The sequence below is a fragment of the Streptomyces mobaraensis NBRC 13819 = DSM 40847 genome (genome assembly GCF_017916255.1).
Taxonomy (GTDB): Bacteria; Actinomycetota; Actinomycetes; order Streptomycetales; family Streptomycetaceae; genus Streptomyces; species Streptomyces mobaraensis.
This window is the reverse complement of record NZ_CP072827.1, coordinates 1,960,272-1,975,617: the sequence shown is the minus strand read 5'-3', so window position 1 is coordinate 1,975,617 and position 15,346 is coordinate 1,960,272. Positions and strand designations below refer to the sequence as shown.

Genomic DNA, 15,346 nt, shown 5'->3' with positions numbered 1-15,346 from the left:
AGCCGTGTGACAACCGGGGCACTGCCGTGCCGGGGGCGACCGCATCACTCGACATGCCGGACATGCTGGACATACGGAGAGAAGGTGCACCGTGGACCGCTGCGTCGTCCTGGTGGACGCCGGGTACCTGCTGGGCGCCGCCGCCAGCCTGCTGGCCGGGGAGCCCGCCCGGTCCCGCATCACCGTCGACCACACCACCCTCATCCAGGGCCTGCGCGAACGCGCCGAGGACGACACCCAACGCCCCCTGCTGCGGATCTACTGGTTCGACGGCGCACCCGACCGGGTGCCCCAGCCCGAGCACCGGCGGCTGCGCGTGATGCCCCGGGTCACTGTCCGGCTCGGCGCCCTCACCCGCACCGACGGCCGCTGGGCCCAGAAGGGCGTCGACGCGGCCATGCACGCCGAACTCACCGAACTCGCCCGCAACCGGGCCTGCTCCGACATCGTCCTGGTCACCGGCGACGGCGATCTGCTGCCCGGCCTGATGTCCGCCAAGGAACACGGCGTCGCCGTCCACCTCTGGGCCGTCCAGGCCGCCGACGGCGACTACAACCAGTCCGAGGACCTCGTCGCCGAGGCCGACGAGCGCCGCGTCCTCGACCGTACGTGGATCACCCGCGCCGTCCGCGCCCGCGAGCTCACCGGGCCCTGCGCGCCCGCGCCCACCGCCGAGCCGGAGATCGCGGCGATCCTCTCCGCGCCGCTGCCCGAGAGCGGTTCGGCGGGGGAGCGGGTGGGGGCCCCGGCCACGGCCGCCGAGGGGCGGGAGCCCGTACGGAACGGGGTGCGGCCCGCGCCCGTGCCCGCCGCCGCAGCCGCCGGCGAGCGGGGGGAGGCCGCCGGCACCCGGACCGTGCCCACGCCCAAGGACCTCGCCGTCCTCGGCAAGGGGCCCGCCGCCGGGGCGGCCGTGTCGGCGCCGCCCGCCCTCGGGCACCCCAACGCGACCCTGCGCTGGTCCTCCGACCGGGGGCTGGTCGACCGGGGGTCCGGCGGCGGCTCCGGGGAGCCTCCCGAGATCGCCGCGCTGCCGACGCTCGCCCAGCTCACCAGTGCGGAGCAGCGGTGGGCCGACCGGGAGGAGGACATCACCACGGTGGGGGGCGACCCCTTCGAGGTCGGTCAGGTGTTCGCCCGGCGGTGGACCGAGCGGATCACCGACTCCGTGCACCTCCAGCATCTGTCGACGGAGTACCCGCGGATTCCGCATCGGATCGATGGGGAGTTGCTGCGGTACGCGGCGCGGTTCGGGCTGCTGGCGCACAAGGACGATCAGATCGATGAGCGGGATCGGTATGCGATTCGCGCCGGGTTCTGGCGCGAGATCGATGCGCGGACGGCGGCGGAGCATGCGCCTGCGGGTGATTAGGGGGTGCCCCGGTCCCGCCCTTTCGCCGTTTCTTGCAGGGGCTCCGCCCCCGCACCCCCGAAGCGCCCTGCGGGCGCTGTCCTCAAACGCCGGACGGGCTATATCAGCCCGTCCGGCGTTTGAGGACGAGCGGCGAAGCCGCGAAAGGGGGGTCTGGGGGCGCAGCCCCCAGGAAACGGTGAAAGGGCGGGACCGGGGCAACACCCCCTGCACCCCCGTCGCAGCCGTCGCCCGCCGTACGCGTACCCTCATAGCTCGTGAGGATGGGCGTGAAGCAGGCGGCAGGGCACGCCGGAGAGCCGGTGGTGTGCTCCGTGCGCGGTCTGGTGAAGACGTACGCCGCCGCTCGCGGTCGTCGCGGAAGGCCGGCCGAACAGGAGGTCCGCGCCAGCGACGGCATCGACCTCGACGTCCACCGCGGCGAGATCTTCGGGCTGCTCGGGCCCAACGGCGCCGGCAAGACCACCCTCGTCCGTCAGCTCACCGGCCTCCTCCGCCCCGACCGGGGCAGCGTCGAGATGCTGGGGCACGACCTCGTGCGGTATCCGGACCGCGCGGCGCGGCTCGTCGGCTACCTCGGGCAGCAGTCGAGCGCGCTCGACGAGCTGACGGTGGCGCTGGCCGCCGAGACGACCGGGCGGCTGCGCGGGCTGGGGCTGAGGGCGGCGCGGGCCGAGCGGGACGCGGTGCTCGACGAGCTCGGGCTGGGGCCGCTCGCCGCGCGGCCGCTGAAGAAGCTCTCCGGCGGCCAGCGCCGCCTCGCCTGCTTCGCCGCCACCCTGGTCGGCGACCGCCCGCTGCTGGTCCTGGACGAGCCGACCACGGGCATGGACCCGGTCGCCCGGCGCGCCGTCTGGGCCGCCGTCGACCGGCGGCGCGCCGAGCGCGGCGCGACCGTCCTGCTCGTCACCCACAACGTCATCGAGGCCGAGACCGTCCTGGACCGGGTCGCCGTGCTGGAGCGCGGGCGGATCATCGCCTGCGACACCCCGGCCGGGCTCAAGGAACTCGTCGCGGACGAGGTGCGGCTCGACCTCGTCTGGCGCGACGTGCCGCCGCTCGACGTCCCCGAGGTCGCGGCGCTCCGCGACATCGCCACCGAGACCGGCCGCCGCTGGTCGCTGCGGCTCGGCCACGCCGAGGCGCGGGCGGCCGTCGCCGCCGTCACCGGCGGCCCCGCGTTCGCCGCGCTCGACGATTTCACGCTCGCCACGCCCAGCCTGGAGGATGTGTACCTCGCGCTGGGCGGCCGTGCGGAAGGTCTGGTGAAGGGGTGACGAGGGCCCGCAGAACGTCCGCCGCCGTGCGGCCCGTACCGCCCGTACCGAACAGGAGTCGTTCCGCGTGAGTGCTGTGTCCGCAGAAGCGGTGTCCGGGAAGGTACGGGAGCGGGGTGCGGTCCGGCCCCGGCCCGTGGGCGGGGAGCCCGCGCCGCTGGCGCCGCGCGCGCGGCTGCTGCCCGCGCTGTCGGCCGTCTACCGGGCGCAGCTCTCCCGCGCCCGGGTGGCGCGGATCCCGCTGCTGTTCGTGGCGACGTTCCAGTCCGTCGGCATCATGATCCTGATGCGCGGGGTCGTGGACGGCGGCGACGAGGCGCGGGCCGTCGTGGCCGGCTCCAGCGTGCTGGTGGTCGCGTTCGTCGCGCTGAACCTGCTGGCCCAGTACTTCGGGCAGTTGCGCGCCAGCGGCGGGCTCGACCACTACGCGACGCTGCCGGTGCCGCCCGCCGCGGTCGTGCTGGGGGCGGCGGGCGCCTACGCCTCGTTCACCGTGCCCGGGACGGCCGTCACCGCCGTCGTCGGGAGCGTGCTGTTCAAGCTGCCGCTGGCCCATCTGTGGGTGCTGGCGGGCGTCATCCCGCTGTCCGGGGCCGCGCTGGCCGGGCTGGGCGCCGCCCTCGGGCTGCTCGCGCCCCGGCAGGAACTCGCGACGCTCCTGGGGCAGCTCGGGATGTCGGCGGCGCTGCTGCTCGGCGTGCTGCCCGCCTCGCACATGCCCGCGCCGATCGCCCTCGCCCGCGACCTGCTGCCGTCCACCTACGGCGTGGAGGCGTTCGCCCGCAGTTTCGACGCGCACCCCGACTGGCTGCGGGTCGCCGCCGACCTCGGCGTCTGCGCGGCCGTCGGCGTGGTCTCGCTGGCCGTCGCCACCTGGGCGTACCGCCGGGCGGCCGTACGGTGACGGGCCGCGACCGGAGGACGCGCCGCGCTGCCCGTCCTGCCGCCGACGGCGCCGCCTCGACCTGGCACGATGTCGGGGTGACCGCACCACTGACCCCCGACGACCAGCCGACGCCCCGCACCTCCTACGAGAGCCGCGGCGGCCGGGCCGCCCTCCTCGACGCGGTGCGCGCCGAACTGCCCGCCGCGGGCGTCGTGGCCGCGGCCGTGACCCTCTCCGGGGCGCTGTTCGGGCTGCTGTGGGTGTGGCTGGCGCCGCACGTGCCGCTGATCTCCGACGGCCACGCGGTGTTCCTGAAGAACTCGGAGGGCGAGCAGGCGATCGGCGCCGACGGCACGTTCGCCCTGCTGGGCCTGGGGTTCGGTGCGGTGGCCGGGGGCCTGGTGTTCCTCTTCCGGCGGACCGGCGGGATCGGCCTCGTCGCCGCCCTGGCGGTGGGCTCCCTGCTGGCGTCGGTGCTCGCCTGGCGGCTGGGGGTCTATATGGGGCCGGCCTCGGATGTGGCGGCCCACGCGCGGTCCGTCGGCAAGGGGATCGTCTTCGACGCGCCGTTGCGGTTGGGGGCGAAGGGGATGCTGCTGGCGTTTCCGATCGCGGCGATGGCCGTCCACCTGCTGCTTACCGCGGCGTTCGGGCCGCGGGATCCGGAGCCGGGCCCGCCGTGGGAGGCGGGTGCCCGGTCCGGGGGGTCCTCTCGCTGAGCTTCAGGCCGGCCGGCGGCCGTGGTTCGCTCGGTTCTTCTTGAGACGCCACTTGCGCTTGCGGGTGCGCTTGGACATGCGGGCCCTTTCGGGAGCGGGTCGGTGACGCGTCGCGCTTCTGTCGTAGCGCGGTGGGGCGTCGGCGTCTAGGGGGAGTTGCCCCGGTCCCGCCCTTTCACCGTTTCTTGCGGGGGCGAGCCCCCGCACCCCCGAAACCGCGCTCCGCGCGGTTGTCCTCAAACGCCGGACGGGCTGAACTCAGCCCGTTGGGGGTGCCCCCTCTGGGGGAGTTTGAGGACGAGCGGCGGAGCCGCGATAAGGGGGTCTGGGGGCGTAGCTCCCAGGAAACGGTGAAAGGGCGGGACCGGGGCACCCCCCACCCACCCTCACCCCCGCGCGATCTCCGCCACCTTCGCCCCGGTCAACTCCACCAACACCCCCGGCTCCAGCTCCACCTCCAGCCCCCGCCGGCCCGCCGACACATGAATCGTGGGATGCGCGAGAGCGGACGCGTCGACCGCCGTAGGCAGCCGCTTCCGTTGGCCCAGCGGTGAGATGCCGCCGCGGACGTACCCCGTGGCGCGTTCCGCCGCCGCCGGGTCGGCCATCGCGGCGCGCTTGCCGCCGAGCGCCGCGGCGAGGGCCTTGAGGTCGAGGGAACCGCTGACGGGGACGACGGCGACCGTCAAAGCGCCGTCCACCTCCGCGACCAGGGTCTTGAAGACGCGGGCGGGGTCCACGCCCAGGGCGTCGGCGGCCTCCTCGCCGTAGGACGCCGACGCGGGGTCGTGGGTGTAGGCGTGCAGGGAGAACCGGGCGCCGGCCTTTTCCAGGGCGACTATGGCGGGGGTGCCACCCGACTTGCCCGCGGCCTTCCCCGCGGCCTTCTTCGCCACAGCCCGTCGCCTCCGCTCGGTTGGGGGTCAGTTGGGACTCGTCGGCCGCCGGGTGAAGTCCACCGCGGGCAGCGAGGGGAGCTTACCGATCAAGGCCGTCTCGGTGCGCAGCAGCCGCAGTTCGTCCGCCAGCCGGGACGCGGTGTCGGGGGCCTGGAGGAGCCGTTGCTTGGCGGGGACGTCGAGCATGGCGGCCGAGGCGACCAGGTACGAGAGCACGGACGGCTCCTCGGGGATGTCCTGCCGGCCGGCCAGGGTCCGTTCGCTGGCCCCCGCCAGCCGCTTCTGGTAGGCGCGGAAGGCCCGCAGCACCCCGGAGGCCAGCGCTCCGGCCCCCTCGCCGGGACGTTCCTCCAGCTCCTCCGTCTCCCCGGTGAGGAACGGGCCGGAGGCGTCGACCGACAGCAGCCGGAACCGGGTCGTCCCGGTGGCCAGCACCTCGTACGTGCCGTCCGGGCGCTCTCGCAACGTCGCGGCGTCCGCCACGCAGCCGACGGTGTGGAACGCGGCCAGCGGGTCCGGGCCGAAGCCCGTCGCCGGGCCCGGTTCCGGACGGGTCCCGTCCGGCAGGCCGGGGGCGCTGTGCGCCACCTCGAAGCCGTCGCGGATGGCCACGACGCCGAACCGGCGCGGGGCGTCGTCGGGCAGTTCCGCGAGGTGGCGCATCATCGCGCGGTACCGCTGCTCGAAGACGTTCAGAGGCAGGACGAGGCCCGGGAACAGCACCGAGTTGAGGGGGAAGATCGGGAGGCGCGCGGTGGTCACAGCCGGTAAGCCTAGGCCCTGCGGGGGTGGCGGCGCTTCTCCCGGCTTCCCGCCGCCCGGCCCCCGGCCTCCGTCACTGCCGCCGCAGCAGCCGCGACGCACCCGCCGCGACCGTCGTCGCCAGCACCCAGCCGATCAGCACCAGCGCCGTGGCCAGCCACTGCCCGGCCCCCTCGGTCTTCCACGCCTGGCCCTGGCCGAGGTCGACGACGGGCAGCAGCAGGTCGAGGGTGTAGAGCGCGGCGTTCCAGGTGGGCGACTCCTCGGGCTTGACCGGCGGCAGCGGATGCCGGGCGAACCACAGGGTGCCCAGGGCCCACAGCACGGCCATCCAGAGCGCCGCCCGCCCGGGGCGGTAGCCGTAGGCCACCGTCCAGTCCTGGAGGTACCCCCACGCCTTCCCGGCGAGCGGCAGCGTCTCGCGGCGCCGCCGCTGCTTGGCGAGCAGCACCGCCCGGGCGTCGGTGTCCTCGCCACTGTCCCGCAGCGAGGCGGCCAGGCACTCGTAGGGCTCGGGCGCGTACTCCGGCGTCGCGGCGGACACCCACTCCAGCCGCCGGGGCAGCGGGAACGAGCCGTGCGGTATCAGCGTCTCGTACGAGAACCCGGCCATCACCAGCCCGCCCGGCCCCGGCCAGCTCTCCCACCGGTCGACGAGGTTGACGACCCGGGCGCCCGACAGCACCACCCGCCCGTGTTCGGGGCGCTGCCCGAGGAAGCGCAGCTCCGGCGTCTGGATGCGGCGCAGCGAGACCTCCTGGCCGTCGGAGAGCGCCAGCCGCGCCCCGCTGAGGTCGAGCGCGTCCCCGAACCGCCCGTCGTCCAGCCGCAGCCCGCCCTCGCAGCTGAAGTTCCGCAGCCGCGTCCCGTACACGGGACCGGTCGGGGAGATCCCGTACGGGGGCGTGGCACCGGACACCACCGGGCCGTCCTCGGCGGCGGGGGTGAGGTAGACGGTGCGTTCGACGGTGAGCTGCGGGGCGTTGAGCGCCCGCCGCCCGAAGGGGTTGCTGAGGGTGGTGCCGCGCAGGCTGAGCGAGGCGCCTATCTTCGCGCCGCGCAGGCTCAGCTCCCCGTACGCCCGGGCCAGCTCCGCCTGGAGGTCCTGGCCGACGGTGAGGCCGTCGGCGGCGATGCACACCCCGCGCCGGTCGCGGCGGACCACGGCCTGGTTGAGCAGCAGGTCGGTGCCGACCCGGGCGTCGCTGAGCCGGATCCCGCGCCGGACGACGCAGCGCGGCAGGTGCAGGTCGCCCTCGGTGTGCAGCCGGGCGGCCTCCAGCCGGGGCAGGGTGCAGCCGACCAGCCGCAGGGTGGTGAACCGGCACTCGGGCAGCAGCACCTGCTGCTCGAAGCGGCAGTTCTGCAACTCCACGTAGGGGACGACCGTGCCGCCGGACAGGTCCAGCAGCCCGGTGATCTGCACACCGTTGAGCTTGAGGGCCGGCACCCGGCCGGGTAACGCGGGCGGGCCGTCGAGCAGCAGCAGCGCGATCACCTGGGCCCGCACGCTGCGTTCGGGGCCCCAGGTGTACGGGCCCTCGGGGTCGTTCCGCTCCGGGTGCGGGGTGCGCAGGTCATGGGTGGTGCCGGAGCGGAACGCCCGCCACATGCCCAGTTCGGCGGGGGTGAGCTCCAGGCCAAGGGGCGGATCTCCGTCGGGTGACGCGGTCACGGTCCCCTCCCTTCTCACGCTCGGGCGGCGCCCGGCGCCTGTCACCCCCGTGGCGTCGGCCCCGCGTACTGGCTCGATTCCCGGTGGGTGACCCCTTGAACACGCAGCGTGCGACGACTTTGACGGGCGTCCGTCAAGCACCCCGGCCGGGCCCGGGCGGCGGGTGCCGTGGAGTGAAGATCCATTCCCGGCCGGCGTATCACTGGGTGGTACGGAGAGCCGTGCGGCGGGACGGGTCTGAGACAATTGGCCATGTGATCTCCCGAATCGATCTGCGCGGCGGAGCCGTCACCGACGGCGTCATCGACCGCGACCTGCTGCCCCGAGCCGAACTCGACGTCGAGGCCGCCCTGGAGAAGGTGCGGCCCATCTGCGAGGACGTGCATCATCGCGGGACGGCGGCACTGATCGACTACGCGGAGAAGTTCGACGGCGTCACCATCGACCGGGTGCGCGTCGCGCCCGAGGCGATCGAGCGCGCCCTGGCGGAGCTGGACCCGGCGGTCCGCGCCGCCCTGGAGGAGTCCATCCGCCGCGCCCGCCTCGTCCACCGCGAGCAGCGCCGCACCGACAAGACCGTCACCGTCGTCCCCGGCGGCACGGTCACCGAGCGCTGGGTGCCCGTCGAGCGCGTCGGCCTGTACGTGCCGGGCGGCAACGCCGTCTACCCCTCGTCCGTCGTGATGAACGTCGTGCCCGCGCAGGAGGCCGGCGTCTCCTCGCTCGCCGTCTCCTCGCCGCCGCAGGCCGCGTTCGACGGCCTGCCGCACCCGACCATCCTCGCCGCCTGCGCCCTGCTCGGCGTGGACGAGGTGTACGCGGCCGGCGGCGCGCAGGCGATCGCCATGTTCGCCTACGGCACCGACGAGTGCCGGCCCGCCCAGCTCGTCACCGGCCCCGGCAACATCTGGGTCGCCGCCGCCAAGCGGCTGCTCAAGGGCCGGATCGGCATCGACGCCGAGGCCGGCCCGACCGAGATCGCGATCCTGGCCGACGACACCGCCGACGCGGCGCACGTCGCCGCCGACCTGATCAGCCAGGCCGAGCACGACACGCTGGCCGCCGCCGTCCTCGTCACGCCCTCCGAGGCGCTCGCCGAGGCCGTCGAGGCCGAGCTGAAGACCCAGGTCGCGGCGACCAAGCACGCGGAGCGGATCACCGAGGCGCTGGCCGGCCGGCAGTCCGGCATCGTCCTCGTCGACGACATCGAGGCGGGCCTCAAGGTCGTCGACGCCTACGCCGCCGAGCACCTGGAGATCCAGACCGCCGACGCCTCCGCCGTCGCCGCCCGGGTCCGCAACGCCGGCGCGGTCTTCGTCGGCCCGTACGCGCCCGTCTCGCTCGGCGACTACTGCGCCGGCTCCAACCACGTCCTGCCCACCGGCGGCTGCGCCTGCCACTCCTCCGGCCTGTCCGTGCAGTCCTTCCTGCGCGGCATCCACGTCGTCGACTACAGCCGCGACGCGCTCGCCGACGTCACCCACCACGTGGTGACGCTGGCGGAGGCGGAGGACCTGCCGGCGCACGGCGCGGCGCTCAAGGCGAGGTTCGACTGGAAGGTTCCCGGTAAGAGCGCGTGACCGGCATCGACGAACTCCCCATCCGGGACGAACTGCGCGGCAAGTCCCCGTACGGCGCGCCGCAGCTCGACGTCCCCGTCCGGCTGAACACCAACGAGAACCCCTACCCGCTGCCCGAGGCCCTGGTCGCCCGGATCGCCGAGCGCGTCGCCGAGGCCGCCCGGGACCTCAACCGCTACCCCGACCGGGACGCGGTCGAGCTGCGCACCGCCCTGGCCGCGTACCTCAGCCGCACCGGCGGGCACGAGGTCGCGTGCGCCAACGTGTGGGCGGCCAACGGCTCCAACGAGGTGCTCCAGCAGCTGCTGCAGACCTTCGGCGGGCCCGGCCGCACGGCGATGGGCTTCGAGCCCTCGTACTCGATGCACGCGCTGATCTCCCGGGGCACCGGCACCGGCTGGCTCGCCGGGCCGCGCCGGGACGACTTCACCATCGACGTGGACGCGGCGGTCGAGGCCATCGCCGAGCACCGCCCCGACGTGGTCTTCGTCTGCTCGCCCAACAACCCCACCGGCACCGCCGTCGACGCGGAGACCGTGCTGCGGCTGTACGACGCCGCGCAGGCGGCCAAGCCGTCGATGGTCGTCGTCGACGAGGCGTACGGCGAGTTCAGCCACCACCCGTCGCTGCTGCCGCTGCTCGCGGGCCGGCCGCACCTGGTCGTCTCGCGGACGATGTCCAAGGCGTTCGGCGCGGCCGGGCTGCGGCTGGGCTACCTCGCCGCCGACCCGGCGGTGGTGGACGCCGTGCAGCTCGTCCGGCTGCCGTACCACCTCTCGTCCGTCACCCAGGCGACCGCCCTCGCGGCGCTGGAGCACACCGACACCCTGCTCGGCTACGTCGAGCGGCTGAAGTCCGAACGCGACCGCCTGGTCACCGAGCTGCGGGCGATGGGCTGCGAGGTCACCGCGTCCGACGCGAACTTCGTCCAGTTCGGGGTGTTCGAGGACGCCCACGCCGCCTGGCAGGCCATTCTCGACCGGGGCGTCCTGGTCCGGGACAACGGCGTGCCCGGCCGGCTGCGGGTCACCGCGGGCACCCCCGAGGAGAACGACGCGTTCCTGGACGCGGTGCGCGCCGTCATGAAGGAGAACCGATGAACCACCGCGTGGGTCGCGTCGAGCGGACCACCAAGGAGACGTCCGTCCTGGTCGAGATAGACCTCGACGGGACCGGGCAGGTCGACGTGTCGACGGGCGTCGGCTTCTACGACCACATGCTCGACCAGCTCGGCCGGCACGGGCTGTTCGACCTCACCGTCAAGACCGACGGCGACCTGCACATCGACACCCACCACACCATCGAGGACACCGCCCTCGCGCTGGGCGCCGCCTTCCGGCAGGCGCTCGGCGACAAGGTGGGCATCTACCGGTTCGGCAACTGCACGGTCCCGCTGGACGAGTCGCTGGCCCAGGTGACCGTCGACCTCTCCGGCCGCCCGTACCTGGTGCACACCGAGCCCGAGAACATCGCGCCGATGATCGGCACCTACGACACGACGATGACCCGGCACATACTGGAGTCCTTCGTCGCCCAGGCGCAGATCGCGCTGCACGTCCACGTGCCGTACGGGCGCAACGCGCACCACATCGTGGAGTGCCAGTTCAAGGCGCTGGCGCGGGCGCTGCGGTACGCGTGCGAGCGCGACCCGCGCGCGGCCGGGATCCTCCCGTCCACCAAGGGGGCGCTGTGAACGGCATGTCCACCGCCCTGATCCTGGTCGGGCTCTTCCTGGTCGGCGGGATCATCTCCTTCGCCAAGCAGGGGATGCCCAAGGGCGTCATCGTGCTGCTCGGCATCGGTGCCGCGATGGCGCTGACCGCCGGTGTGATGCGGATCGAAAGCCTGTGGTCATGAGCGCCAAGAAAGTCGTCGTCTTCGACTACGGGTTCGGCAACGTCCGGTCGGCCGAGCGGGCCCTCGCGCACGTCGGCGCCGACGTCGAGATCACCCGGGACTTCGACCGGGCCATGAACGCCGACGGCCTCCTCGTCCCCGGCGTCGGCGCGTTCGCCGCCTGCATGAGCGGGCTGCGCGCGGCGCGCGGCGACTGGATCGTCGACCGGCGGCTGTCCGGCGGCCGGCCCGTGATGGGCATCTGCGTCGGCATGCAGGTCCTCTTCGCCCGGGGCGTCGAGCACGGCGTCGAGACCGACGGCCTGGACGAGTGGCCCGGCACGGTCGAGCCGCTCAAGGCCCCGGTCGTGCCGCACATGGGGTGGAACACCGTCACCCCCGCCGAGGGCTCCGCCCTCTTCGCCGGCCTCGACGCGGACACCCGCTACTACTTCGTGCACTCCTACGCCGTCCGCGACTGGAGCCTCGAAGTCACCAACGAGGCCATCAAGCCGCCCCTGGTGACCTGGGCCGAGCACGGCGAGCCGTTCGTCGCGGCCGTCGAGAACGGGCCCCTGTGGGCCACCCAGTTCCACCCCGAGAAGTCCGGCGACGCCGGATCCCAGCTCCTCACCAACTGGATCGGAACCCTGTGACCACGCTCGAACTCCTCCCCGCCGTCGACGTCCGCGACGGCCAGGCCGTGCGCCTCGTCCATGGCGAGTCGGGCTCCGAGACCTCGTACGGCGACCCGCTGGCCGCCGCGCGGGCCTGGCAGCAGGCCGGTGCCGAGTGGCTCCACCTCGTCGACCTGGACGCGGCGTTCGGCACCGGTGACAACCGGGCACAGATCGCCGAGGTCGTCCGGGCCATGGACATCAAGGTCGAGCTCTCCGGCGGCATCCGCGACGACGCCTCGCTGGCCGCCGCCCTCGCCACCGGCTGCACCCGCGTCAACCTGGGCACCGCCGCGCTGGAGACCCCCGAGTGGGTGGCCCGCGTCATCGCCGAGCACGGCGACAAGATCGCCGTCGGCCTCGACGTGCGCGGCACCACGCTGCGCGGACGCGGCTGGACGCGCGACGGCGGCGACCTCTACGAGACGCTGGCCCGCCTCGACTCCGAGGGCTGCGCCCGCTACGTCGTCACCGACATCGCCAAGGACGGCACCCTCCAGGGCCCCAACCTGGAACTGCTGAAGAACGTCTGCGCCGCCACCGACAAGCCCGTCGTCGCCTCCGGCGGCGTCTCCTCCCTTGACGACCTGCGGGCCATCGCCAGTCTGGTACCGGAGGGTGTCGAAGGCGCGATCGTGGGCAAGGCCCTCTACGCGAAGGCGTTCACCTTGGAAGAGGCCCTGGAGGCAGTGTCCGTATGAGTGAGACCCCGGCCCCGCGACGCGTACAGACAGACAGTCCCTGGGAAGCGACGATCGGCTTCGCGCGCGCCGTGGCGGCCGGGGACCGGGTGCACGTCGCCGGGACCATGCCGCTGGTGGACGGCGTCCTGGTCGGCGAGGGCGACCCGTACGAGCAGGCCCGGGCGGCCTTCTCCAACGCCCTCGCCGCGCTGGAGGAGTTCGGCCTCGGCCCCGAGTCCGTCGTCCGCACCCGGATGTACCTGACCCACGCGCGGGACGTGGACGCGGTCGGCCGCGCCCACAAGGAGCTCTTCGACGGGATCCGGCCCGCCGCGACCATGGTCGTGGTGTCCGGCTTCGTCGACTCGCGCGTCCTGGTCGAAGTAGAAGTAGAAGCATTCAGAGGAGCATCGGCGTGACCCTCGCGGTCCGAGTCATCCCCTGCCTGGACGTGGACAACGGCCGCGTCGTCAAGGGGGTCAACTTCCAGAACCTGCGCGACGCGGGCGACCCCGTCGAGATGGCCCGCGTGTACGGGCGGGAGGGCGCCGACGAGCTCACCTTCCTCGACATCACCGCCTCTTCCGGCAACCGCGAGACCACGTACGACGTGGTCCGGCGGACCGCCGAGCAGGTCTTCATCCCGCTGACCGTGGGCGGCGGCGTGCGGACCGCCGACGACGTCGACAAGCTGCTGCGGGCCGGGGCCGACAAGGTGGGTGTGAACACCGCCGCCATCGAGCGGCCGGACCTCGTACGGGAGATCGCCGAGCGCTTCGGGCGGCAGGTCCTCGTGCTGTCCGTCGACGCGCGGCGGACTCCGTCCGGGTCCTTCGAGGTCACCACCCATGGTGGGCGGCGGGGGACCGGGCTCGACGCGGTCGAGTGGGCGCATCGGGCGGCGGAGCTGGGGGCGGGGGAGATCCTGCTCAACTCGATGGACGCCGACGGGACGAAGGACGGGTACGACACGGAGATGATCGCCGCTGTGCGGCGGCATGTGTCCGTGCCGGTCATCGCCAGTGGGGGCGCGGGCAAGCTTGCCGATTTCGCTCCTGCGGTGGCCGCGGGCGCTGACGCGGTGCTCGCGGCTTCCGTCTTCCACTTCGGTGATCTGCGGATCGGGGAGGTCAAGGGGGCGTTGCGGGATGCGGGGCATCCCGTGCGGTGAGGTTTGCCCCGGTCCCGCCCTTTCGCCGTTTCCTGGGGGCTGCGCCCCCAGACCCCCCTTTCGCGGCTTCGCCGCTCGTCCTCAAGCGCCGGACGGGCTGATATTCAGCCCGTCCGGCGTTTGAGGACAACCGCGCGGAGCGCGGTTTCAGGGGGTGCGGGGGCTTGCCCCCGCAAGAAACGGTGAAAGGGCGGGACTGGGGCACTCTCACAACCCCAGACGCGCCGCCAGCAGCTTCGCCTTGGCGACCTCGTCGCCCTCCAGCTCCACCCGCGCGGCGGACTGCCGTCCGAAGGCGAAGAGGGTCAGCTCACCGGGCTCACCGGTGACCGTCACCACGGGAACGCCCCGGTTCCCCACCGCCGTGCGGCCGTCCGGGCGGCGGAGGACGACGCCGACGGGCGCCTTGCGGCCCAGGACGCGGGCCATCTTCTCCAGGCGGGCCCAGAGCGCGTCGGCGAAGACGGGATCGAGTTCGCGCGGCGTCCAGTCGGGCTGGGCGCGGCGCACGTCCTCGGTGTGGACGTAGAACTCGACCGTGTTCGCCGCCTCGTCGATCTGCTTGAGGGCGAACGGCGAGGTGCGCGGCGGCCCGGTCCGGATGAGCTGGATCAGCTCCTCGTAGGGCTTGGCGGCGAACTCGGCCTGGACCCGTTCCAGGCGGGCGGCCAGTGGTTTGAACAGGGCGCCCGCCGCGGCGTCCGAGCGGCGTTCGCGCACCACGACGTGGGCCGCGAGATCGCGGGCGCTCCACCCCTGGCAGAGCGTCGGGGCGTTCGGACCCGCGGTCTCCAACAGATCCGCGAGAAGCAGGCGTTCGCGCTGTGCGTGGGTCGACATGGCGGCAGCCTACGGTCGGCGCCGCCGCCGTGCCATGGCGCCGCGCCCGCCGGCTACTCGGGCAGGGGGGCGGTCAGCTTGGCGCCGCCCGGCTTGTCGCTGCGGGCGATCCAGCAGGTGACCCGGCGCTCACCGGTCAGCAGGTACGTCCGCTCGTTGGGGTAGAGGGCGAAGTAGTAGTACAGGCGGCCGTCGTTCACGGCGCGCAGCCGCCGCTCGGCGTCCGGCTTGCACAGGCCGCGGGCCTTCTCCTGGATCTCCGACTCGGTCAGCAGGCCGTTGCTCAGCGTCCGGTTGGTGATCGCCTCGCCGTCGTGGCTGCCGTCGCAGGACTTCTTCTCGACGCGGGTGACGGACGGGGTCATCGCCGGGTGGTCGAAGCACTCGCCGGGCTTGACGACGACCATGGGGACCACGATCGACGACGAGCCGGAGGGCGACGGCTCGGCGGAACTCGTCGGGGGCAGGGGTATGTGCGGGAGCGTCGGCAGCGGCGACGGTCTGTACGTCGGGGCCTCGCTCGACGAGGTGCTGGGGGAGGACGAGCCCTTCGCGGACGGTTTGTCGTCGCCACCCGAGTCCTTGGTGGCGAAGATGACGCCGCCCACGATCAGGCCGAGCACCAGCACCGCGCACACCACGATGCCGGCGACCTTCGCTCCGCCGCCCCCCGAGGGCGGCGGATTCATGCCGGGCTGCGCTCCGTAAGGGCCGTATCCGGGCGGCTGGTTCTGGCCGTACGGCTGCGGGCCCTGCCCGTACGGGGACTGGCCGCCGTAGGGCGGCTGCCCGCCGTAGGGCGGCTGCCCGCCGTACGGGGGCTGCCCGCCGGGGCCCTGCTGTCCGTCGCCGTAGGGCGGGGGCTGCTCGGGCGGCGGCCCGAAGCCCGACGGCGGTCCGAAGCCGCCGCCGCCCCCGGGCGGCTGCGGCGGGTTGGAGGGAGGGGGAGGAGGCGGTGATGTCATGACG

At 73.8% G+C, this 15,346-nt stretch carries 17 protein-coding genes; 12 read left to right on the top strand and 5 right to left on the bottom strand.

Annotation, left to right across the window (positions count from 1 at the left end):
• Nucleotides 1–91 precede the first annotated feature (91 nt).
• The 4 genes from J7W19_RS08025 (at nucleotide 92) to J7W19_RS08010 (ending at nucleotide 4,254) form a co-directional block, all read left to right on the top strand.
• Complete coding sequence (locus J7W19_RS08025) at nucleotides 92–1,372, top strand: NYN domain-containing protein (protein ID WP_004953652.1); 1,281 nt, start codon at nucleotides 92–94, stop codon at nucleotides 1,370–1,372.
• Nucleotides 1,373–1,677: 305 nt separating this feature from the next.
• Nucleotides 1,678–2,649: an ABC transporter ATP-binding protein gene (locus J7W19_RS08020; protein WP_040892354.1), complete on the top strand. Its 972-nt coding sequence runs from the start codon at nucleotides 1,678–1,680 to the stop codon at nucleotides 2,647–2,649.
• A 67-nt stretch (nucleotides 2,650–2,716) separates the two neighbouring features.
• Entirely contained in the window at nucleotides 2,717–3,553 is an 837-nt protein-coding gene (locus J7W19_RS08015; protein WP_040892353.1) for an ABC transporter permease, read from the top strand.
• Between the two features lie 77 nt (nucleotides 3,554–3,630).
• Nucleotides 3,631–4,254 (top strand): hypothetical protein, encoded by a 624-nt coding sequence (locus tag J7W19_RS08010; RefSeq protein ID WP_004953660.1) that lies wholly within the window; start codon nucleotides 3,631–3,633, stop codon nucleotides 4,252–4,254.
• A gap of 386 nt (nucleotides 4,255–4,640) precedes the next feature.
• Here J7W19_RS08010 and ybaK read toward each other — a convergent pair whose 3' ends face one another.
• The 3 genes from ybaK to J7W19_RS07995 all read right to left on the bottom strand — a co-directional run bounded on the left by ybaK (nucleotide 4,641) and on the right by J7W19_RS07995 (nucleotide 7,590).
• Nucleotides 4,641–5,150 (bottom strand): Cys-tRNA(Pro) deacylase, encoded by a 510-nt coding sequence (ybaK, locus tag J7W19_RS08005; RefSeq protein WP_004955334.1) that lies wholly within the window; start codon nucleotides 5,148–5,150, stop codon nucleotides 4,641–4,643.
• A gap of 27 nt (nucleotides 5,151–5,177) precedes the next feature.
• A complete protein-coding gene (locus tag J7W19_RS08000; RefSeq protein ID WP_004955331.1) occupies nucleotides 5,178–5,915 on the bottom strand; it encodes an LON peptidase substrate-binding domain-containing protein in 738 nt (245 codons plus the stop codon).
• Between the two features lie 73 nt (nucleotides 5,916–5,988).
• Nucleotides 5,989–7,590 carry a hypothetical protein gene (locus J7W19_RS07995; protein WP_004955328.1) on the bottom strand — a complete coding sequence of 534 codons (1,602 nt, stop codon included), beginning with the start codon at nucleotides 7,588–7,590 and terminating at the stop codon, nucleotides 5,989–5,991.
• Nucleotides 7,591–7,844: 254 nt separating this feature from the next.
• On the opposite strand from J7W19_RS07995, the gene hisD reads away from it, so the two are divergent.
• The 8 genes from hisD to hisF are packed head-to-tail and all read left to right on the top strand — an operon-like array spanning nucleotide 7,845 to nucleotide 13,537.
• A complete protein-coding gene (hisD, locus tag J7W19_RS07990) occupies nucleotides 7,845–9,170 on the top strand; it encodes a histidinol dehydrogenase (RefSeq protein ID WP_004955326.1) in 1,326 nt (441 codons plus the stop codon).
• Nucleotides 9,167–10,270 carry a histidinol-phosphate transaminase gene (locus J7W19_RS07985; RefSeq protein WP_004955325.1) on the top strand — a complete coding sequence of 368 codons (1,104 nt, stop codon included), beginning with the start codon at nucleotides 9,167–9,169 and terminating at the stop codon, nucleotides 10,268–10,270. The genes hisD and J7W19_RS07985 overlap by 4 nt, the downstream gene beginning before the upstream one ends.
• Nucleotides 10,267–10,863 carry an imidazoleglycerol-phosphate dehydratase HisB gene (gene hisB / locus J7W19_RS07980; RefSeq protein WP_004955323.1) on the top strand — a complete coding sequence of 199 codons (597 nt, stop codon included), beginning with the start codon at nucleotides 10,267–10,269 and terminating at the stop codon, nucleotides 10,861–10,863. The genes J7W19_RS07985 and hisB overlap by 4 nt, the downstream gene beginning before the upstream one ends.
• Complete coding sequence (locus J7W19_RS07975) at nucleotides 10,860–11,027, top strand: hypothetical protein (protein ID WP_004955321.1); 168 nt, start codon at nucleotides 10,860–10,862, stop codon at nucleotides 11,025–11,027. Before hisB ends, J7W19_RS07975 begins: the two co-directional genes overlap by 4 nt.
• Nucleotides 11,024–11,662 (top strand): imidazole glycerol phosphate synthase subunit HisH, encoded by a 639-nt coding sequence (gene hisH / locus J7W19_RS07970; protein ID WP_152264295.1) that lies wholly within the window; start codon nucleotides 11,024–11,026, stop codon nucleotides 11,660–11,662. Before J7W19_RS07975 ends, hisH begins: the two co-directional genes overlap by 4 nt.
• On the top strand, nucleotides 11,659–12,384 hold the full coding sequence (gene priA, locus J7W19_RS07965; protein ID WP_004955317.1) for a bifunctional 1-(5-phosphoribosyl)-5-((5-phosphoribosylamino)methylideneamino)imidazole-4-carboxamide isomerase/phosphoribosylanthranilate isomerase PriA: 726 nt from the start codon (nucleotides 11,659–11,661) through the stop codon (nucleotides 12,382–12,384). The genes hisH and priA overlap by 4 nt, the downstream gene beginning before the upstream one ends.
• Nucleotides 12,381–12,785, top strand: coding sequence for a RidA family protein (locus J7W19_RS07960; RefSeq protein WP_040892702.1), 405 nt, complete (start codon nucleotides 12,381–12,383; stop codon nucleotides 12,783–12,785). The genes priA and J7W19_RS07960 overlap by 4 nt, the downstream gene beginning before the upstream one ends.
• Nucleotides 12,782–13,537 (top strand): imidazole glycerol phosphate synthase subunit HisF, encoded by a 756-nt coding sequence (gene hisF / locus J7W19_RS07955; RefSeq protein WP_004955311.1) that lies wholly within the window; start codon nucleotides 12,782–12,784, stop codon nucleotides 13,535–13,537. The genes J7W19_RS07960 and hisF overlap by 4 nt, the downstream gene beginning before the upstream one ends.
• A gap of 207 nt (nucleotides 13,538–13,744) precedes the next feature.
• Here the strand turns inward: hisF and J7W19_RS07950 are convergent, their stop codons facing one another.
• Together J7W19_RS07950 and J7W19_RS07945 are read right to left on the bottom strand one after the other, a co-directional pair.
• A complete protein-coding gene (locus tag J7W19_RS07950) occupies nucleotides 13,745–14,377 on the bottom strand; it encodes a TIGR03085 family metal-binding protein (RefSeq protein WP_004949698.1) in 633 nt (210 codons plus the stop codon).
• A 53-nt stretch (nucleotides 14,378–14,430) separates the two neighbouring features.
• Nucleotides 14,431–15,342, bottom strand: a complete 912-nt coding sequence (locus J7W19_RS07945; RefSeq protein ID WP_158688806.1) for a hypothetical protein — start codon at nucleotides 15,340–15,342, stop codon at nucleotides 14,431–14,433.
• Between the last annotated feature and the right edge of the window lie 4 nt (nucleotides 15,343–15,346).